This is a genomic window from Campylobacter sp. US42a, assembly GCF_004379055.1.
GTDB classification, from domain to species: Bacteria; Campylobacterota; Campylobacteria; order Campylobacterales; family Campylobacteraceae; genus Campylobacter_D; species Campylobacter_D jejuni.
This window is the reverse complement of the sequence record NZ_RYYK01000005.1, coordinates 39,643-58,909: the sequence shown is the minus strand read 5'-3', so window position 1 is coordinate 58,909 and position 19,267 is coordinate 39,643. Positions and strand designations below refer to the sequence as shown.

General features: G+C 31.4%; 20 protein-coding genes. 7 read left to right on the top strand and 13 right to left on the bottom strand.

The genetic code is table 11. The features are described 5' to 3' along the window. The first annotated feature begins 46 nt into the window (after positions 1 to 46). The gene (locus tag ELQ10_RS05890) at positions 47 to 460 is read left to right on the top strand and encodes an acyl-CoA thioesterase (RefSeq protein WP_002853544.1); all 414 of its coding nucleotides are present in this window, start codon (positions 47 to 49) and stop codon (positions 458 to 460) included. Positions 461 to 500: 40 nt separating this feature from the next. Here the strand turns inward: ELQ10_RS05890 and kcuS are convergent, their stop codons facing one another. The 9 genes from kcuS to ELQ10_RS05845 form a co-directional block, all read right to left on the bottom strand. Then, positions 501 to 698 (bottom strand): KCU-star family selenoprotein, encoded by a 198-nt coding sequence (gene kcuS, locus ELQ10_RS05885; protein ID WP_002867452.1) that lies wholly within the window; start codon positions 696 to 698, stop codon positions 501 to 503. Next, a complete protein-coding gene (locus ELQ10_RS05880) occupies positions 679 to 2,790 on the bottom strand; it encodes a carbon starvation CstA family protein (RefSeq protein ID WP_004305967.1) in 2,112 nt (703 codons plus the stop codon). The genes kcuS and ELQ10_RS05880 overlap by 20 nt, the downstream gene beginning before the upstream one ends. Positions 2,791 to 2,955: 165 nt before the next feature. After that, positions 2,956 to 3,885, bottom strand: a complete 930-nt coding sequence (locus ELQ10_RS05875; RefSeq protein ID WP_002861611.1) for a ribose-phosphate pyrophosphokinase — start codon at positions 3,883 to 3,885, stop codon at positions 2,956 to 2,958. A gap of 107 nt (positions 3,886 to 3,992) precedes the next feature. Then, positions 3,993 to 4,652, bottom strand: coding sequence for an amino acid ABC transporter permease (locus tag ELQ10_RS05870; RefSeq protein ID WP_002853290.1), 660 nt, complete (start codon positions 4,650 to 4,652; stop codon positions 3,993 to 3,995). A gap of 10 nt (positions 4,653 to 4,662) precedes the next feature. Continuing rightward, positions 4,663 to 5,415: an amino acid ABC transporter permease gene (locus ELQ10_RS05865; RefSeq protein ID WP_002853332.1), complete on the bottom strand. Its 753-nt coding sequence runs from the start codon at positions 5,413 to 5,415 to the stop codon at positions 4,663 to 4,665. 1 nt (position 5,416) lies between these two features. Then, positions 5,417 to 6,196, bottom strand: a complete 780-nt coding sequence (gene peb1A, locus ELQ10_RS05860) for a bifunctional adhesin/ABC transporter aspartate/glutamate-binding protein PEB1a (RefSeq protein ID WP_134250318.1) — start codon at positions 6,194 to 6,196, stop codon at positions 5,417 to 5,419. Between the two features lie 21 nt (positions 6,197 to 6,217). Next, positions 6,218 to 6,946, bottom strand: a complete 729-nt coding sequence (locus ELQ10_RS05855; protein WP_002865902.1) for an amino acid ABC transporter ATP-binding protein — start codon at positions 6,944 to 6,946, stop codon at positions 6,218 to 6,220. A gap of 135 nt (positions 6,947 to 7,081) precedes the next feature. After that, on the bottom strand, positions 7,082 to 7,870 hold the full coding sequence (locus ELQ10_RS05850; RefSeq protein ID WP_002865901.1) for a CheR family methyltransferase: 789 nt from the start codon (positions 7,868 to 7,870) through the stop codon (positions 7,082 to 7,084). A 15-nt stretch (positions 7,871 to 7,885) separates the two neighbouring features. Then, positions 7,886 to 8,440: a chemotaxis protein CheB gene (locus ELQ10_RS05845; RefSeq protein ID WP_002855874.1), complete on the bottom strand. Its 555-nt coding sequence runs from the start codon at positions 8,438 to 8,440 to the stop codon at positions 7,886 to 7,888. Positions 8,441 to 8,604: 164 nt separating this feature from the next. Here ELQ10_RS05845 and rpiB point away from each other — a divergent pair, with 164 nt between their 5' ends. The 6 genes from rpiB to ychF are packed head-to-tail and all read left to right on the top strand — an operon-like array spanning position 8,605 to position 13,082. Beyond that, positions 8,605 to 9,042: a ribose 5-phosphate isomerase B gene (rpiB, locus tag ELQ10_RS05840; RefSeq protein ID WP_002856024.1), complete on the top strand. Its 438-nt coding sequence runs from the start codon at positions 8,605 to 8,607 to the stop codon at positions 9,040 to 9,042. After that, positions 9,042 to 9,374 carry a membrane protein gene (locus ELQ10_RS05835; protein ID WP_002853247.1) on the top strand — a complete coding sequence of 111 codons (333 nt, stop codon included), beginning with the start codon at positions 9,042 to 9,044 and terminating at the stop codon, positions 9,372 to 9,374. The genes rpiB and ELQ10_RS05835 overlap by 1 nt, the downstream gene beginning before the upstream one ends. Continuing rightward, entirely contained in the window at positions 9,371 to 9,919 is a 549-nt protein-coding gene (gene apt, locus ELQ10_RS05830) for an adenine phosphoribosyltransferase (RefSeq protein ID WP_002865899.1), read from the top strand. Before ELQ10_RS05835 ends, apt begins: the two co-directional genes overlap by 4 nt. Before the next feature lie 18 nt (positions 9,920 to 9,937). Next, on the top strand, positions 9,938 to 10,534 hold the full coding sequence (locus ELQ10_RS05825; protein ID WP_002854047.1) for a DedA family protein: 597 nt from the start codon (positions 9,938 to 9,940) through the stop codon (positions 10,532 to 10,534). After that, positions 10,531 to 11,982 (top strand): leucyl aminopeptidase, encoded by a 1,452-nt coding sequence (locus tag ELQ10_RS05820; RefSeq protein ID WP_134250317.1) that lies wholly within the window; start codon positions 10,531 to 10,533, stop codon positions 11,980 to 11,982. The genes ELQ10_RS05825 and ELQ10_RS05820 overlap by 4 nt, the downstream gene beginning before the upstream one ends. Then, positions 11,979 to 13,082 carry a redox-regulated ATPase YchF gene (gene ychF / locus ELQ10_RS05815; protein WP_002853275.1) on the top strand — a complete coding sequence of 368 codons (1,104 nt, stop codon included), beginning with the start codon at positions 11,979 to 11,981 and terminating at the stop codon, positions 13,080 to 13,082. Before ELQ10_RS05820 ends, ychF begins: the two co-directional genes overlap by 4 nt. Positions 13,083 to 13,103: 21 nt before the next feature. On the opposite strand, the gene argH is transcribed toward ychF, so the two are convergent. The 4 genes from argH to ELQ10_RS05795 are packed head-to-tail and all read right to left on the bottom strand — an operon-like array spanning position 13,104 to position 19,255. Beyond that, on the bottom strand, positions 13,104 to 14,486 hold the full coding sequence (gene argH, locus ELQ10_RS05810; protein WP_002866013.1) for an argininosuccinate lyase: 1,383 nt from the start codon (positions 14,484 to 14,486) through the stop codon (positions 13,104 to 13,106). A gap of 9 nt (positions 14,487 to 14,495) precedes the next feature. After that, entirely contained in the window at positions 14,496 to 16,070 is a 1,575-nt protein-coding gene (gene pckA / locus ELQ10_RS05805) for a phosphoenolpyruvate carboxykinase (ATP) (protein WP_134250316.1), read from the bottom strand. A 12-nt stretch (positions 16,071 to 16,082) separates the two neighbouring features. Next, positions 16,083 to 17,882 carry a biotin/lipoyl-containing protein gene (locus ELQ10_RS05800; protein ID WP_134250315.1) on the bottom strand — a complete coding sequence of 600 codons (1,800 nt, stop codon included), beginning with the start codon at positions 17,880 to 17,882 and terminating at the stop codon, positions 16,083 to 16,085. 32 nt (positions 17,883 to 17,914) lie between these two features. Next, on the bottom strand, positions 17,915 to 19,255 hold the full coding sequence (locus ELQ10_RS05795; RefSeq protein WP_133401877.1) for a sodium-dependent transporter: 1,341 nt from the start codon (positions 19,253 to 19,255) through the stop codon (positions 17,915 to 17,917). Between the last annotated feature and the right edge of the window lie 12 nt (positions 19,256 to 19,267).

Genomic DNA, 19,267 nt, shown 5'->3' with positions numbered 1-19,267 from the left:
TTTAACTTTTTTAATTATAATTCATTTTTTAAAATAAGGAGTAAAAATGAGAGATATGGGAGAACCAAAATTAAAAATTGTAGCCATGCCAAGTGACACAAATCCAGCGGGAAATATTTTTGGCGGATGGATACTTTCACAAATCGATTTAGCAGGAGCTATCGCAGCAAGAGAACTTTCTCCTGAACGCGTTGTAACCATCTCTATGGATAAAGTAGTTTTTAAAGAACCTGTTTTTATAGGCGATATAATTTCTTGTTACTCTAAAGTTGTAAATGTGGGCAACACTTCAATCAGCGTTGAAGTAGAAGTCACAGCTCAAAGAGTGGATTCTCAAGGTTGTACTTCTTGCATTAATGTAACTTCGGCTTTAGTAACTTATGTAAGTGTTACAAGAGATGGAAAGAAAAAGCCTATTAGTGAAGAACTTAAAAGAATTCATGGCTTTTTAAATGCTTAAAGCTTATTTTGTATGATAAAAACTTTATCCTTTAAGCTTATCAGCATTTATTTAAACCGCCACTATTATATTTTTTATCTAGACATTCTTTGAAAAATTCCCCTCTGGTTTTTGGAATTTTTCCTGGATGTTTTTGTTTCATGTGTTCTAAATACTTATCATAACTAGAAAGTCCCACCAAGGGATGAAAAAACCTTTCGGCTTTTTCATAATAATACTTAAATTTTTTGAAATTCATCAATCTTAATATACTTAGTTTCTTTAAGAGGAATTTTAATTTTACCTAAACAAATTCCTATACAAGAAATTATAACAAGCAAGGTGGCTATCATAAAGAACACACAAAGAATTGCATTAAGTAAATTTCCAACTTTACTTTGAGTGGCTATTAAAATTTCTTTTTTAATTGTAGAAATTTCTTTTTCATCTTTAGTATTATTTAATTTAAATTCTAAATCTTTAATTTTTTGACTTTGTATGCTAACGGCGGCTACATGACTTACCGCATTTGCTACTTTATTGCCTTCTTTATAAGGCATAATTTTTTGAATTCCTCCATACAGAGTTGCCACTAAGACAAATACCGCGGGCGCTAAAGTAACCCAAGTATATCTTGCCTTGCCCATTTTTACAAGTATAGTTGTAGCAAGAAGCAAAGCCATACCCGCAAGCATTTGATTGCTCACGCCAAAAAGAGGCCAAAGCGTATAAATTCCCCCCTTAGGATCAATGGCGCCTTGATAAAGAAAATATCCCCAACCTGCAACACTTAAAGCCGTAGCCAAAAGTCCAGCTAGATAATTATGAATATCTCCTAAAGGTTTATAAACATTACCCAATATATCTTGCACCATAAAACGACAAGCCCTTGTCCCAGCATCCACCGCTGTTAAAATAAATAAAGCTTCAAACAATATAGCAAAATGATACCAAAAAGCCATCAAATCCACGCCGCCAAAAAGTTCATGCAAGATCAAAGCTACACCTATAGCAAAAGTTGGAGCTCCACCTGTTCTTGAAAGTATAGTATGCTCTCCTATATTTGTAGTCAAAGCAGTAATTTCTTCAGGAGTAATGCTAAATCCCCAACTTGAAATAGTTTGTGCTACACTTACAACATCTGTTCCTATCAAAGCAGAGCTTGAATTTATAGCAAAATAAAGACCTGGATGTAAAATACAAGCACAAATTAAAGCCATAATCGCCACAGCACTTTCAGCAAGCATAGAGCCATATCCAACAGCTAAGGCATGAGTTTCGTTTTCAAGCATTTTAGGAGTAGTTCCACTAGAAATCAAAGCATGAAAACCACTGATCGCACCACAAGCAATGGTAATAAATAAAAATGGAAATACTCCACCTGCAAATACTGGACCTGTTCCATCAAAATACTGAGTATTTGCTTTTGGCATTTGCAAATCAGGAGCAACCAAAACAATAGCTACAGCCATTACCACAATAACACCGATTTTCAAAAAAGTTGAAAGATAATCTCTTGGAGCAAGTAAAAACCACACAGGTAAAACAGAAGCAATAAAGCCATAAGCCATCATAACAACTGCTAAAGTTGGAGCTTCTAAAGTAAATATTTTAGCCCAATAAGGATCAGCAGCTACAACGCTACCATAATGAATAGCCAAAATTAAAAGCACAAAACCTATTATAGAAGCCTCCCCTACTCTACCTGGGCGGATAAAACGCATATAAATTCCCATAAATATTGCTATAGGAATAGTCATTGCGATAGTAAATAAACCCCATGGAGATTCTGCTAAAGCTTTTACAACCACCATAGCTAAAATGGCAATAATAATAAGCATAATGCCAAAAATCGCCACCATAGCAACTCCACCTGTAAATTTACCCATCTCATCCTTAATCATCTCGCCAAGACTTCTACCTTTTCTACGAGTAGATATAAAAAGAACAACAAAATCATGCACAGCACCCGCTAAAACTCCTCCTACTAAAATCCAAAGCATAGAAGGCAAATATCCCATTTGAGCAGCCAAGATAGGTCCTACTAATGGACCTGCTCCTGCAATAGCAGCAAAATGATGTCCAAATAATACAGCCTTATTTGTAGGCACAAAATCACGCCCATCATTTTCTACAAGCGCCGGTGTTGCGCGATTTTTATCAAGTTCTAAAACCTTATAAGCTACAAAATGCCCATAAAATCTATATCCTATCATATAAATACATACAGCAGCAACCACCAAATAAATCGCTGATACACTTTCGCCATTTTTTAAAGCTAAATAACCAAAACAAATAGCGCCTAAAGTTGCAACAAGCAACCATAAAATTTTAGTACTTAACTGAGTCATATTTCTCCTAAGAAAATAAAATATTTTCAAAGAATAACAGATTTATAGATTAAATTGTATAGAAAGATGTTTAGTTTTTTCACATTTTTAAAAAATATATATTTTTTGTTTCTTTAAGTAGCATAAAAATGAAAAGCTTAAAAACAATCTTTAAGCTTTTTTAATCTAAATAAAGAGAGAATTTACACTTTCGTTATGATAAACACGACGTATTACTTCAGCAAAAACAGATGTAACACTTAATACTTTAATATTTGGTAATTGCTCTTTTAAAGGTATGGTATCTGTTACTACAAGCTCATCTAAAGCTCCACTTGCTATTCTCTCATAGGCTTTTCCACTTAAAACTGCATGAGTACAGCAAGCCATAACAGATTTTGCACCTTTTTCTTTTAAAGCTTCTGCAGCTTTAACTATAGTGCCAGCAGTATCAATAATATCATCTACTAGGATAACTTCTTTATCTTTTACATCTCCAATGATGTTCATTACTTCACTTTCATTGGCTTTTTCGCGACGCTTATCAACTATAACTATATCAAGTCCTAAATGCTTTGCAACACTCCTAGCTCTTGCAACACCGCCTATATCTGGACTTCCTATAATAGCATTTTTAAAATGTTTGGCTTTAATATAATCATTAAAAACTATACTTCCATAAAGATTATCTACTGGAATATCAAAAAAACCCTGAATTTGTCCTGCATGCAAATCTATCGTAGCTACGCGATCAATCCCAGCTGCTTGAATCAGATTAGCCACAAGTTTAGCAGTAATTGGCACTCTAGGATTTGCTTTTCTATCTTGTCTCGCATAGCCAAAATATGGGATAATAGCCGTAATCGAATTTGCACTTGAGCGACGCAAAGCATCTGTAAGAATTAAAAGTTCCATTAAATTATCGTTTGTAGGAGCACAAGTACTTTGAATAATAAAAACATCCTTTCCGCGTACGCTCTCATCAATTTGAACACTAATCTCCCCATCACTAAACCGTTTTACTCCAGCATCGCTTAAAGGCAGGGAAAGATATTTAGAAACTTGTCTTGCAAATTCCACATTAGCTGAGCCTGAAAAAATTTTATAACCTCGCATAAAAAACCTTAATCAATAAAATTATGAATTAATACAAAGGATTTTAATAAAAAAAATGTTAAAAACTGCTGTAAATTTAAAAAGCTTATATAAAAATATAAGCTTTTTTAAGAAATGTAAGCTGTCTTTTTGGCATAATATCTTACCAACATAGAAAGTGAAAAACATATTATAAAATAAATTCCCGCAACAACACCTATCATCGCTAAAATTTCTTCAAAACTTGTTAGTTTTGCCAATATAGTTTTTGAATTATAAGTAAGTTCAGCTATACCTAAACCCGCTAAATAAGCTGTATCCTTTACAGTGGTTACAATTTGAGATAATAAAGCAGGTATTATTTTTCTAAAAGTTTGTGGTAAAATAATATAAAAAAGAGTAAAAAATTTACCAAAACCTTGAGAATAAGCTGCTTCAAACTGACCTTTTGGTATAGAATTTAATCCACCTCTAATAATTTCAGCCATAACCGAACTCGTATAAAGTGAAAATCCTATAGTACCCCAAAAAGCTTGAGGAAATTGTCCAAAAAATACAGGTAGAACAAAACAAGCTGCAAGCATCCATAATAATAAAGGAGTATTTCTAAAAATATCTATATAGCAAGCTGCTAAAAATTTACTTAATCTATCCCCATAATTTTTAGTTATAGCTAAAAAAGTTCCAAAAACAATCGAAATAATACAAGTTGCTAAGGCTATTTTTAATGTCAGAAATAAACCTTGCATTAAAAATTCAATATTTTGTGCATTAAAAACATTTTCCATTAACAACCCTTTATCTCGTTAAATGTGCTTTTTTTAATTTATTTTCATAAGCCTTTGCAAAATAAGCCAAAGGATAACAAATTATAAAATATAAAACCGCTGCAAATATATAAGCTGGCGCATAATTTCCATAATCAGCTGCATAGCTATCAGCAGAATGCATTAACTCAGCTCCACCTACAATAAGCAATACAGAGGTATTTTTGATTAAATTTACCATTTGATTTGTCATCGGTGGTAAAATAATTCTAATGGTTTGAGGTACTATAATATAACGCATTTGTTGAATATAAGTAAACCCTTGAGAAGCAGAAGCTTCAAACTGACCTCTTGGCACAGCCAAAATTCCACTTCTAACCACCTCGCTTACATAAGCTCCGTGATAAGCTCCAACACCCAATACACCAATAGTAAATATATCAAGCCTTATACCTAAAACAGGCAAGGCATAAAACAAAAAGAAAATTTGTATTACCAAAGGAACATTTTGAAAAAGCTCTACGTAAATTCTAGTGTAGGCTCTGATAATTTTAAATCTACTTGTAGCCATAACTCCACCTATAGTTCCAAAAATTGTAGCTATAAGCAAAGCAAGGATGCTTACTTCTAAAGTATAAATAAAACCATTAATAAAAGCATCTTTATTATCCAAAGCATCTAAAAATTTCCATACCGCAAAAGGGCTTATACTATTTTCATCATATAAACCCCAAGAAGTAAGAATTTGTCTTAAATGTTCAACAAAACCTACACTTTCATTCATATTATAAACCCCATTTTTTCGCTAAAGCATCAATTTCATTTTTATGTTCTTTTACAAAATCATCAACATATTTTGCAAAAGCTGGATCATCTTTTTTGGTTACAATACCATAACTTTGTGGTTCAAAACTATCTGGCAAAATTTCACTTTTATCATCCACATAGCCCAACAATATCGATTTGTCTACAGAAAACGCATCAACTCTTTTAGCATCTAAAGCAGCTTTTATACTTGGATAATCAGGAAATTCACTAAATTTAACATCGACACCAATTTTTTTAGCAGCTTCACCTATAGCTTTTTTTGTAGTTGCAGCTTGAGCTACTCCAATATTTGCACCTTTCATATCAGCTAAAGATTTATAATTTTTTTCTTTTAAAACTAAAAGCCCTATAGCATCTTGATAATAAGGCTCTGAGAAATTATAAATTCTTTTTCTCTCTGGAGTAATAGTAAAAGTTGCTATCACTGCATCTACACTACCATTATCAAGCAAAGGGCCTCTTGTTTTAGCATTAACTGCAACTAGTTTTATTTTTTTATCATCACCTAGTATACTTTTAGCTAGCAATTTGGCAACATCTACTTCGAAACCTTTAATTTCACCTGTTGCTTGATCAAGCAAAGCATAATGTGGAACATCATTTTTAACGCCAACTATTAATTGTCCTTTAGATTTAATAGACTCAAGTTTACCTTCTGCTGCATTAGCATTACTAAATGCAACACAAGCACCTAGAGCAAAAACTGCCAACTTTAACAAAGATTTTCTAAAAACCATTTTTTCTCCTTTCAATTTTGGTTAATTTTTAAGAATTTTCCCTAAAAAGAGTCGCGCTCTTTCAGTTTTTGGATTTGAAAAAAATTCACTAGGAATATTTTCTTCCACAATAGCACCATCTTCCATAAAAATAATCCTATCTGCTACTTCTTTTGCAAAACCCATTTCGTGTGTAACAACCACCATGGTAGTATTGCTTTGGTGTGAAATTTCTTTCATTACATCTAAAACCTCTTGTATGGTTTCTGGATCAAGGGCTGAAGTAGGTTCATCAAATAAAATATAGGGTTTTTTAGTACAAAGTGATCTTGCTATAGCAACGCGCTGTTGTTGTCCGCCTGAAAGGGTTGCTGGATAAACATTTGCTTTATCCACTAAACCTACGACTTTTAAATACTTAAAAGCTGTTTCTTCAGCTTCTTTTTTAGATTTTTTTTGAAGTTTCATTGGAGCTAAGGTCAAATTTTGCAAAACCGTCATATGTGGATATAAATTAAAATGCTGAAAAACCATTGCACAATATTTTCGACAAATTTCAATTTTATTTTTATGATTTAAAACAAGATTGTTAACTACGACCTCGCCTGAACTAACTTCTTCAAGCCCATTCATGCAACGGATAGTTGTACTTTTTCCACTTCCACTTGGACCTATAATAACAAGCTTCTCACCTTCTTTAACAGAAAGATTAATATTCTTTAGAACATGATGAGTTCCGTAGTATTTGTTTACATTTTTTAATTCAATCAAGTTTTTTCCTTTATTTTTAACTAAATATAAAATTAATTAAAATTATTTTATCATTAAATAAAGAAAACTACTTCAAAATGTAACTTATTTTTACTAATAAATTTCTAAAGTGTAACTTTTAGTAATTTTTAGAATTTATACTTTTTCATAGTAAACACCTCTTGGAGAGAAAATCTTTTTAAAATAAATAGTCTCCGGAATTAAATCAGCATTGCCAACATAAAGCCTTCCTTTATCATTTAAAATTCTATGAAATCTCTCCATAAGTTTTAGTTTTGATTCATGATCAAAATAAATAATCATATTTCTAGAAGCTATAATATCAAATTTTCCCAATCTTGAAAATTTTTCTTCAAAAACATTGCAAAGTTCAAATTTACAAGTACAAAGCTCATTTTTATTAATAGTATAAAATTTATCTTCGCTTTCTAAAAAAAACCTTCTTTTTTCACTCTCGCTCAATCGCTGTAAAGTTCTTCCTTGATATTTTCCAAGTTTTGCTTTTTCAATCACGCTTGAATTAATATCAATGCCTAAAATATACATATCTTTAATAAAATTCTGTGCAGCCAATAATGCCAAAGAATATACCTCTTCTCCACTTGAACAAGGGGCGCTTAGGATATTTACTCTCTTTTCTAAGCTTTTGGCATAATAAATTATTTCTTTCAATTGAGCCAATTCTCTTAAAAAATAAGTTTCACCTATGGTTACAAAATCTAAAGTTTCTTGTTTAAGTTGTCTATTGCTTTTTAATTTTCCCAAAAATTCGGAAAAATTTTTAGTATTAGTTCCTTCAAGAAATTTATTCAACTTTAAAGCTAGTATATTTTTTTTATCGGTTAAATCAATACCGCTCATTTCGTTGATAATTTTTATAAATTCATTAAGTTCTAATTCGCTAGGAGTTATTTTTTTTTCCATGCAATTTTCCTTTTATTAATCCTGATCAATAAAATTTACAATTTCTTTTTTAATTTCTTTTAAGCTCATAGGTTTTAAATGCGGATTCATATCTTTTGCTCTTTTTGGCATACCATAAACGACGCTATCTGCTTCATTCTCGCATAAACATCTAACTCCTGTTTTATAAAGCTCAAATAAACCTTTTGCGCCATCATCTCCCATGCCCGTTAAAATAATAGCAAGTATTTTATTTGTTTTTGCCAAAGAAACAGCGGAATGAAAAAGTAAATCCACACTCGGTTTAAAGCTTGAAGCCACATCTTGCCAAGCGGCTACAATATTTAAATTTCCAGATAAAATAGTATTTTTAGGGCAAATATAAATTTTATTGCTTAATATCTCTTTATCATTCAATAAGCACACTTCACTAAAAGCTTCTTTATTAAATTGCCCCACAAAAGATGGAATAAAACTGGCACTCATGTGTTGAGCTATAACTACACAAGTATTTTTTATATCAATATCCTTTAAAAGAAATTTAAGCTGATTAGGACCACCTGTTGAAGATCCTATGAGTATGAGCTTCATTTTCTTCTCCCCTTAATTTATTGAAATTTTATTTTTCTTGTCACGTAATTCTAACATATATAAAGAAAAATAAAGCTTATTTTTAAAAAAGAAAAGCTGTTTTTATGATTTAATATGATAAGATTAGGTTTTTATCTTATTTTATATAGTAATGTAGGAAACCAATGCTTAGGGAAAAAATTTATATTGCTAGTGATCATGCTGGTTTTGAATTAAAAGAAAAAATTTGCGTATTTTTAAAAGAAAAAAATATAATTTTTAACGATTTAGGAACAAACACTTGCGCAAGCTGCGATTATCCTGATTATGCACATTTACTTGCCGAAAAAATAGACGAACGAAGCTTTGGCATTCTTATTTGTGGAAGTGGAATTGGAATTTCTATTGCAGCAAATCGTCATAAAAACATTCGTTGTGCATTATGCCATGAAAGCTTAAGTGCAGAACTTGCAAGAAGGCATAATGATGCCAATGTTTTGGCATTAGGCGGAAGATTAATCGGGGTTGAATTAGCTATAGATATTATAGAAAAATTCATTCAAACTCCTTTTGAAGAAGGGAGACATATGCAAAGAATTCAAAAAATTGAGGTAAAAATATAATGTTTACAAACTGGCTTGTTTTAACTATATTGATTTGTGCAACTATCTATCTTATTGTAATGTTGTTTTACTATAAAACTCTACTTAATAAAGAAAAAACATCAAAAGATTTTATCAAAAACAATCTTGATGATACTGAGATTGTCATTAGAAAACTACAAATTCAACTTCAAAGAAGTCTTGGAAATATAGATATACTCACAGAAGAACTTAATAAAATCAAAGCAGACCTTACATCTTTAAGAACTAGAAATTCTCAATATCGTTTGGAAAATGACAAACTAAGACAAAGAATTAAAGAATTAGAAGCAAAAATCGAGGCATTATTATGATAAAACTAACACAAGAAGAACAAAAATACCTGCTTGATAGCATTAGGATTATTCCTGATTTTCCAAAAAAAGGAATTATTTTTAGAGATATTACCACTCTACTAAATAACAAAGAGGCTTTAAATTTTCTACTTAAACATTTAAAAGAACGCTACAAAGATTACAATCTAGACTTCATAGCAGGAACAGAAAGCAGAGGATTTATCTTTGCATCTATGATTTGTGCAAAACTTAATCTTCCTTTTGTGCCTATTAGAAAACCTGGAAAACTCCCTTTTGAAACCTTTAGCTGCGAATACGATCTTGAATATGGCAGCGATAAAGTAGAACTTCATAAAGATGCATTTAAAAATATTCAAAATGCAAGAGTTTTACTTGTAGATGATTTAATAGCAACTGGCGGAACAGCTATAGCTTCATATGAACTCATTCAAAAAGCTGGAGCAAAATGTGTTGAAGCTTGTTTTTTAATGAATCTTAAAGATTTAAATGGAGCAAATAAACTTGAAAAACTTACTTCAGTTTATAGTGTTTTAGAAATTTAAAACTATAGAAAGGTACAAATGGAAGAATTTTTAAAAAATTTACTTTATCAATACAAAGATCTAGCTTATATTATTATTTTTTTATGGTGTATTTTAGAAGGAGAGTTAGCTTTAATTTTAGCAGGTATTTTTGCCCATCAAGGACATGTAAATTTAGGCTTTGTTATATTTATAGCAGGTCTTGGCGGTTTTGTAGGCGATCAAATTTATTTCTATATAGGAAGATATAATAAACGCTACATACAAAAAAAATTAAAAACTCAAAGGCGTAAATTTGCAGTAGCACACCTACTTTTACAACGTTTTGGTTGGCCTATTATTTTTATACAACGCTATATGTATGGCTTTAGAACCATTATACCTATGAGTATAGGAATCACGCGTTATAGTGCAAAAAAATTTGCTATTATCAATCTTTTTAGTGCTTGGGTTTGGGCATCAATCACTATACTTTTAGCTTGGTATTTTGGAGAACAAATTTGGAAGATGGTAACTTGGGCTGAAGAACATTGGTATTATGCAGCCATTATTATTATAGCTTTTTTATCCCTTTTATTATTTGGTTTTAAACAAATGGAAAAAGCTATACTTAAAGATAAAAGGAAAAAATCATGAAATTTGAATTAAACGATAAAAAACTAGATGCTATAAAAGCAGACTTTGAACTTGTTTTTATACAGGATAAAAATTTAAAAAATTTCAACAAAGAAAAAGATTTTTTTAAACTTAATAATTACAAAGGCGAAGGTGCATTATTAGACTTAAACAATAAAAAGCTTTATTTAGAGCTTAAAAGCCTTGCTTATGAGGATATAAGATTAAGTCTTTGCACAGCATATAAAACTCTTGAAAAGCTTAATATTAAAAGCGTAAAACTTCCTAGCATAATAGGAGATTGTGTAGTTAGAAGTTTTGCATCTTTGGTTGAAGGCGTACTTTTTGGAGCTTATAAATTTGACAAATATAAAAGCGAGAAAAAAACAAGTACTTTGGAAAAATTTATTATTTCAAGCGAAGAATTAAATGGTAAGAAATTTAATAAAGATGAAGCTAAGATAGGTTTAGAGCGTGGAGAAATTTTAGCTAATGCCACAAATTTTACTAAAAATATAGTCAATGAAATTCCTGAAATTTACACCCCTTTAAAAATGGCAGAAGATGCACAAAATTTAGCTAAAGAAAATAAAAACATCACTTGTAAAATTTATGATGAAAAATTTTTAGCTAAAGAAAAAATGAATGCCTTTTTAGCAGTAAATCGCGCTTCAGTACATCCTCCACGCCTCATTCATCTAAGTTATAAAGCCAAAAATGCAAAAAAACGTGTTGTATTTGTTGGAAAAGGCTTAACTTACGATAGTGGTGGATTAAGTTTAAAACCAGCCGATTTTATGCTTACAATGAAAGCTGATAAAAGCGGTGCAGCAGCAGCAATGGGAATCATAAAAGCCGTAGCTGAACTTGCTTTAGATTTAGAAGTGCATTGCATTTTAGGTGCAACTGAAAATATGATAGGCGGCAATGCTTACAAACCTGATGATGTTTTAATCAGTCGTGAAGGTGTAAGCATAGAGGTAAGAAATACAGATGCAGAAGGACGCTTGGTTTTAGCTGATTGTCTTTCTTTTGCACAGGATTTAAAACCTGATTTACTTATCGATATGGCAACTCTTACTGGAGCTTGTGTTGTAGGACTTGGAGAATTTACAAGCGCTATTATGGGAAATAATGAGGAATTGCAAAATGATTTTTATCTAAGCTCTAAAAAAAGCGGAGAATATACTACAATCTTACATTTCAACCCTCACTTAAGAGAACTTATAAAATCAAATATTGCCGATGTTAGCAATACTGCCTCTAGTCGCTACGGAGGTGCAATTACCGCAGGGTTATTTTTAGATAAATTTATTCGTAAAGAATATAAAGATAAATGGCTACATCTTGACATAGCAGGACCTGCTTATACAGAAAAATCTTGGGGATATTCTAGTTTTGGCGCAGGTGGAGCTGGAGTTAGAATGTGTGTTAATTATTTAATTCAAATTTTAAGGAAAGCTAAATGAGTTTAAGTGTAGGTATAGTAGGACTTCCAAATGTTGGCAAATCAACAACTTTTAATGCTTTAACTAAAGCACAAAATGCCCAAAGCGCAAACTATCCTTTTTGCACTATAGAGCCTAACAAAGCCATGGTTGAAGTTCCTGATTTAAGACTTAATGAACTTGCCAAAATCGTAAAACCTGAAAGAATTATGCATTCTTTAATAGAATTTGTAGATATCGCTGGACTTGTTAAAGGTGCAAGTAAAGGCGAAGGCTTGGGAAATAAATTTCTTTCAAATATACGCGAAACTGAGGTTATTTTACACATAGTGCGTTGTTTTGATGAAGAAAATATCACCCATGTTGAAGGTGGAGTTGATCCTTTACGTGATGTAGAAATTATCAATACAGAGCTTATTTTAGCAGATATTGAACAACTTAGTAAAAAAATAGAAAAACTCACCAAAGAAGCCAAAGCCAATCAAAAGGGCGCTAAAGAAAGTCTCGAACTTGCAAATTCCTTACTTGATCATTTAAACAAAGGCTTAGCTGCAAGTTCTTACCCTGAAAAAGAAAGTGAAATTTATCAAGCCTTAATTAAAGAATTAAGACTGCTTTCTGCTAAAGAAGTGATTTATGGTGCAAATGTTGATGAAAATGGTATTAGTGAAGATAATGATTATGTAAAAGCTTTAAAAGAATATGCTAAAAAAAATGATCATGAAGTTATCAAGCTTTGTGCAAAAATCGAAGAAGAATTAGTAGGATTAAGTGATGAAGAAAGTCATGAATTTTTAAGTTCCCTAGGAGTTAACGAAAGCGGTCTTGATCAAATCATACGCACTGCTTTTGCTAAGCTTGGACTGATCAGTTATTTTACCGCTGGTGTAGTTGAAGTGCGTTCTTGGACAATCAAAAAAGGCTGGAAAGCACCAAAAGCAGCAAGTGTAATTCACAATGACTTTGAAAAAGGTTTCATAAAAGCTGAAGTTATTTCCTATGAAGACTATATCCAATACAAAGGCGAAAATGGCGCCAAAGAAGCAGGAAAGCTACGCCTTGAAGGAAAAGACTATATCGTTTTAGATGGCGATGTAATGCATTTTAGATTCAATGTTTAGGCAAAATAGCCTAAACAATATTTATAAATTTTGAATAAAACCTTCCAAAATTTGAATTTGCTTTTCTACACTTGCAATAGAACTTGAGCCTTCACTTTGCTTAGAATTTAAAGAAAATTCAAAATTTAAAAGTTCCATAGCTTTTTCATCAAATACAGGATCTATTTTTGAAAGATCTTTAATTTCACTTATATCAATACCTTGTGCTTCAGCTTGTGCAACAACATTTCCCACTATAAAATGTGCTTTTCTAAAAGGAATATTTTTTTCACGCACCAAATAATCTGCCAAATCGGTAGCCAACAAATGACCTTTTTTACAAGCATTAAGCATATTTTCTTTGTTGATTTGTATTTCTTTTAACATTGCATTTAAGATAATTAAGCTATCTTTAGCGGTTTTTACACTATCAAAAAGCCCCTCTTTATCTTCTTGCATATCTTTATTATAAGCTAAAGGTAAAGCTTTCATTATAGTTAAAAGAGAAATCAGATTTCCATAAACACGCCCTGTTTTTCCACGTATAAGCTCACAAACATCGGGATTTTTTTTCTGAGGCATAATAGAACTTCCCGTTGAAAAACTATCACTTATGGTTATAAAAGAAAATTCTGAGCTTGAAAATAAAATCATTTCCTCGCAAAGTCTTGAAGTGTGTGTAAAAATAACTGCTATATCATAAAGCAAATCAAGAGCAAAATCCCTATCACTCACTCCATCCATAGCATTTGGCATAATATCTTTAAATCCTAAAATTTCAGCACTCAACTCACGATTGGTAGCATAGCTTGTTCCTGCACATGCACAAGAACCAAGTGGCGAAAAGTCTGCAAGTTCTAGGCTATTTTGTAAACGCTTAATATCTCGCATTAACATAAAAGCATAAGCTAAGATATAAAAAGAAAAACTCACAGGCTGAGCATGTTGTAAATGTGTAAAACTTGGCATAATAGTTTTTTTATGCACTTTAGCATGTTCGAGCATGGTTTGAATCAATTCTTTTAAAAGTTTTAAAAGTTCTATGTGAGATTTTTTTACAAAAAGTTTAAAATCAGTAGCCACTTGGTCATTTCTACTTCTTGCAGTATGTAGTCTTCCACCAATTTCACTGCCTATAATCTCGCTTAAACGCTTTTCTATAGCCATATGTATATCTTCATCTTTGATATCAAAAACAAATTTACCTTGCTCTATTTCACTTTTAACTTGTTCTAAGCCTTTTATAATAGCATCTAATTCTTCTTTTTTTAAAATACCACAACTTTCAAGCATTGTAGCATGTGCTATAGAACCTTGTATATCTTCATTAAACAAAGTTTTATCTACATTTAAACTCGCATTAAATTCTTTTAAAAGCTCATCGCTTGCACCGCTAAAGCGTCCTGACCACATTTCATTTTTCATTTAAATACCTTAAATTTTTGGTCCAAATTTGCTAAATTCAATACCTTCTTTGACATCTTCATAGCGTTTGAAATTTTGCACAAACATATGTGCTAGCTTATCTCTTGTTTCAGCATAGGCATTTTTATCTAACCAAGTATTTATAGGATTTAAAAGCGTGCTTTCTACACCTTCTAAAGCTTTTGGAATAACTAAATTAAACACTTCAAAATTTTCAAATTCACATTTTGCAATACTCCCATCTAAAATAGCATTAATGCAAGCCCTAGTAGCCTTAATACTCATTCTTTTACCTACACCGTAACTTCCACCGCTCCAACCCGTATTAACAAGATAAACATTAACTTCATGTTTTTCAATCTTTTCACCAAGCAATCTCGCATAAACCGTTGGATGCAAAGGCATAAAAGGTTCTCCAAAGCAAGCTGAAAAAGTTGCTTGAGGCTCTGTTATACCACGCTCAGTTCCAGCTACTTTTGCTGTATAACCGCTTAAAAAATAATACATAGCCTGCTCTTTGCTTAGTTTACTCACCGGAGGCAAAATTCCAAAAGCATCTGCACTTAAAAATATAATATTTTTTGGATGCCCTGCTTTTAAGCTAGGCTCATGATTTTCAATATGCTCTATAGGATAAGAAACTCTCGTATTTTCTGTTTTTGAAGCATCAGTATAATCAACACTCTTATCAGCTCTTAAAACTACATTTTCCAAAAGTGCATTTCTTTTAATAGCTCCATAAATTTCAGGCTCATGCTCAGGATCAAGATTGATTGTTTTTGCATAACAACCGCCCTCAAAATTAAATACACCTTCATCATCCCAGCCATGCTCATCATCACCTATGAGTCTTCTTTTTGGATCGGTTGAAAGCGTAGTTTTTCCTGTACCGCTAAGTCCAAAGAAAAGTGCCACATCGTCTTTTTCTCCGACATTTGCGCTACAATGCATAGAAAGTTTATTTTCTAGTGGCAGCCAATAATTCATCATAGAAAAAATACCTTTTTTCATTTCTCCACCATACCAAGTTCCACCAATAACCGCTATATTTTCTTCAACATTAAAGATCACAAAAACCTCTGAATTTAAACCATCTTGTTTGTAATCTTCATTAATACATTTGCAAGCATTATAAACAATAAAATCTGCTTTAAAATTCTCAAGTTCCTCTTGACTTGGGCGAATAAACATATTTTTAACAAAATGCGCTTGCCATGCAATTTCGGTAACAAATCTTACTGCTTTGCGACTTTGCAAAGAAGCACCGCAAAAAGCATCTTGAACATAAATTTTCTTTCCACTTAACTCTTGCTTTGCTTTAGTTAAAAGTTTATCAAATAATTCTTTTGTAATAGGCTGGTTTATCTTCCCCCAAGCTATATATTTACTAGATGGATCTTGTTTTACAAAATATTTATCTTTAGGACTTCTACCTGTAAAAATTCCCGTATCCACACAAAAAGTATCATTATCCGTGCTTAAACCTTCATTATTTGCTTTTTCATGAGCATTTAATTCATCATAACTTAAATTATGAAAAATTTCCTTTATGTTATCTAAACCTAAATTATCAAATTTTTTCATTTTTCCCTCACTTTAATTCTTGTAAATAGCTAATACTTCGCCTTCATTAACAGTATCGCCTATTTTAATACAAAGCTCTGAAATAATTCCATCTTTTGGAGCATTAACCTCAATCTCCATTTTCATTGCTTCTAAAACCATGATAGCTTGACCTGATTTTACTTCTTCGCCTTCGTTAACATAAATTTTAAAAACATTACCCGAAATACCTGCTAAAACTTCATTTTCAGCATCTACAGAACTTGTCGAATTTGAAGAAATAATATTTTTATTTTCTTCTACTTTTTTTACACTCTTAACATTAACATCTTTATCAAAGCCATAGCTTACTTCTACATGATATTTATTACCATTTACAGCTACGGTAAATTTGTTTTCATCTACACTCATAGGTTTTGGCATACTGGCTAATTTGCGTATATTTACCTTTGCCTCTCCTTTTAAAAATGCTATACCTTTTTCTTTACAAGCTGCTGCAATAAATATATTTTCTTCACTCGTTTCTATACCCTCTTTTTCAAGTAAGGTTTTGGTATAAGCTATAGTTTTACTCTCATCTTTATCGGCTATATTTATAGCAAGCTCTGTAGTAGGTTCTAAATTAAGTTGTTTTGAAGCAAGTTCAACAATATTTGCATCGGGTGTAACAGGAGTTTTTCCAAAATAACCAAGCACCATTTTTCCATAACCTTCTGCGATTTTTTTCCAAGGCCCAAACATAACATTATTAAATGCTTGTTGAAAATAAAATTGAGAAACTGGAGTAACCGAAGTACCAAATCCACCTTTTTCTACAACTTCTCTCATAGCATGAATGACCTGTGGAAATTTATCTAAAATATTATTATCCCTCATCATTTGTGTATTTGCCGTTAAAGCTCCTCCTGGCATAGGAGAAAAAGGAATAAGTGGATTTACCATAGTAGCTTCAGGGGGTAAAAAATACTCTTTTAAACAATCTTTTAAAACTTCTTCGTATTTTAGAATTTTTTCTTCTTCAAGTCCACCTAAATCATAATCTTTACCTTTTAAGGCATGCATCATGGTTAAAATATCAGGCTGAGAAGTTCCACCACTTACAGGAGCTGCAGCCAAATCGATACCATCAACACCTGCTTCAAGTGCTGCAAGATAGCAGGCTATACTCACCCCTGCGGTTTCATGCGTATGAAGTCTAATATGTGTATCTTGAGGTAAAATTTTTCTAGCCATTTTAATGGTTTCATAAATTTTATTTGGATTAGAAGTTCCACTTGCATCTTTGAAACAAATGCTATGAAAAGGAATTTCTGCTGTTAAAATTTCTTTTAAAATTTTTTCATAAAAAGGCACATCATGAGCACCTTTACAATTTGGCGGTAAATCCATTAAAGTGATAGTAATTTCATGCTTTAACCCATGTTTTACTATACATTCACCACTAAATTTTAAATTATTTACATCATTAAGGGCATCAAAATTTCTTATCGTTGTAGTACCGTGTTTTGCAAAAAGTTTTGCATGCAAATCAATAAGCTCACTACTTCCAGTATCTAAAGTAACAGTATTAACCCCTCTTGCTAAAGTTTGAAGATTGGCATCTTTTCCTACAATAGCTCTAAATCTATCCATCATGGTAAAAGCATCTTCATTAAGATAAAAATACAAGCTTTGAAATCTAGCACCACCACCAAATTCAAAATGTGTAATGCCTGCTTCTTTTGCTGCTTCTACTGCAGGAAAAAAATCATCCATTAAAACCCTAGCCCCATAAACGGACTGAAAACCATCTCTAAAGCTTGTATCCATTACATCGATGAATTTTTTAGCCATTATTTTTCCTTAAAAAAAATATTTTTTCATTATTATACAAAAATTTGATAACACATTACCAAAATTATTGCTATAGGCGATATAAAACGAATAAAAAACAACCAAATTAAGAAAATTTTTCTACTTATAAATTTAGAAAAAATTTTATAAATTTGTTTTTTATTCATAAAAAAACCTACAAATATAGAGCATACTATAGCACCAAGTGGAAGTAAAAAATTTGAAGTTAATTTATCCAATAAAGTAAAAAAATCTTTTCCAAAAAAACTAAACATAGAAAAAAAATTTAAATTTAATGACAAGATACAACAAATTCCAAAAACAAAAACAAATAAACCTATTAAAAATAGAGCTTTAACACGAGAAATTTGATAGTTGTTGATCATATAAAAAGTTAAAGGCTCTATCATTGAAACAGCTGAAGTAATACCAGCAAAAAAAAGCGCCAAGAAAAAACAAAATGCAAAAATATAGCCTAAAGCTCCAAGTTGATTAAACAAACTCATCAAGGATACAAAAACAATCCCCGCTCCTTGAGTATGCGGATCGGCTCCAAATTCAAAGATAAAAGTAAAAACAATAAGCCCCATAATAAAAGAAATCAATAAATTAATCAAAACAATATACACTGAACTTTTTATAAAATTTGTTTTTTTATCCAAGGCTGATGAATATGTAACTATACAACCTATTCCCAAGCATAAGGTAAAAAATGCAAGCCCTAAAGCTTCGGCAATAGAGCTAAATTTAAAATGTGAAAAATCAGGATAAAATAAATAAGAAAAAGCATTTGCAAAACCTTGCTTAAATCCCATGCAATAAAACAACATAAAAACAAGCATTAAGAATAAGCTAGGCATTATAACAACATTTAATTTTTCAATCCCTTTGATTAAACCTTTAGATACTATTAATAAAGTAAGAAAAAAAGATAAAGTGAAGAAAAAAACAGAACTTGTCAAATTTGTAGTAATTAAATTCTGAAAATTACTTGCTGCTTCATCTAAAGTTTTAGGAAGATAATAAAGACTAACTACAGTATATTTTAAAACCCATCCCATGATAACTAGATAAAAAGAGAGGACAAAAATACCACCTAACATAAAAACGCCACCATATCGCCATCTATTGCTATATTTTATGGCAAGATTTGAATAAGCATTTGCAAGATCACTTTTACCTAAACGTCCCATAGCCACTTCAGCCAAAAAGATACTAAATCCTATAGTTAAAGTAAAAAACAAATATAAAAGCACAAAAACAAAACCGCCATTTTCTGCGCTTAAAGTTGGGAATTTCCAAGCATTACCCAAACCAACAGCTCCACCAGCAACAGCCAATACAAAACCGATTTTTGAAAAATATGTTCTCATTATTTTTCAAAC

Coding starts and splice junctions, on each gene's coding strand:
- ELQ10_RS05890 (WP_002853544.1), top strand. CDS start 47: ATGAGAGATATGGGAGAACCAAAATTAAAAATTGTAGCCATGCCAAGT.
- kcuS (WP_002867452.1), bottom strand. CDS start 698: ATGAATTTCAAAAAATTTAAGTATTATTATGAAAAAGCCGAAAGGTTT.
- ELQ10_RS05880 (WP_004305967.1), bottom strand. CDS start 2,790: ATGACTCAGTTAAGTACTAAAATTTTATGGTTGCTTGTTGCAACTTTA.
- ELQ10_RS05875 (WP_002861611.1), bottom strand. CDS start 3,885: ATGCGAGGTTATAAAATTTTTTCAGGCTCAGCTAATGTGGAATTTGCA.
- ELQ10_RS05870 (WP_002853290.1), bottom strand. CDS start 4,652: ATGGAAAATGTTTTTAATGCACAAAATATTGAATTTTTAATGCAAGGT.
- ELQ10_RS05865 (WP_002853332.1), bottom strand. CDS start 5,415: ATGAATGAAAGTGTAGGTTTTGTTGAACATTTAAGACAAATTCTTACT.
- peb1A (WP_134250318.1), bottom strand. CDS start 6,196: ATGGTTTTTAGAAAATCTTTGTTAAAGTTGGCAGTTTTTGCTCTAGGT.
- ELQ10_RS05850 (WP_002865901.1), bottom strand. CDS start 7,870: ATGGAAAAAAAAATAACTCCTAGCGAATTAGAACTTAATGAATTTATA.
- ELQ10_RS05845 (WP_002855874.1), bottom strand. CDS start 8,440: ATGAAGCTCATACTCATAGGATCTTCAACAGGTGGTCCTAATCAGCTT.
- rpiB (WP_002856024.1), top strand. CDS start 8,605: ATGCTTAGGGAAAAAATTTATATTGCTAGTGATCATGCTGGTTTTGAA.
- ELQ10_RS05835 (WP_002853247.1), top strand. CDS start 9,042: ATGTTTACAAACTGGCTTGTTTTAACTATATTGATTTGTGCAACTATC.
- apt (WP_002865899.1), top strand. CDS start 9,371: ATGATAAAACTAACACAAGAAGAACAAAAATACCTGCTTGATAGCATT.
- ELQ10_RS05825 (WP_002854047.1), top strand. CDS start 9,938: ATGGAAGAATTTTTAAAAAATTTACTTTATCAATACAAAGATCTAGCT.
- ELQ10_RS05820 (WP_134250317.1), top strand. CDS start 10,531: ATGAAATTTGAATTAAACGATAAAAAACTAGATGCTATAAAAGCAGAC.
- ychF (WP_002853275.1), top strand. CDS start 11,979: ATGAGTTTAAGTGTAGGTATAGTAGGACTTCCAAATGTTGGCAAATCA.
- argH (WP_002866013.1), bottom strand. CDS start 14,486: ATGAAAAATGAAATGTGGTCAGGACGCTTTAGCGGTGCAAGCGATGAG.
- pckA (WP_134250316.1), bottom strand. CDS start 16,070: ATGAAAAAATTTGATAATTTAGGTTTAGATAACATAAAGGAAATTTTT.
- ELQ10_RS05800 (WP_134250315.1), bottom strand. CDS start 17,882: ATGGCTAAAAAATTCATCGATGTAATGGATACAAGCTTTAGAGATGGT.
- ELQ10_RS05795 (WP_133401877.1), bottom strand. CDS start 19,255: ATGAGAACATATTTTTCAAAAATCGGTTTTGTATTGGCTGTTGCTGGT.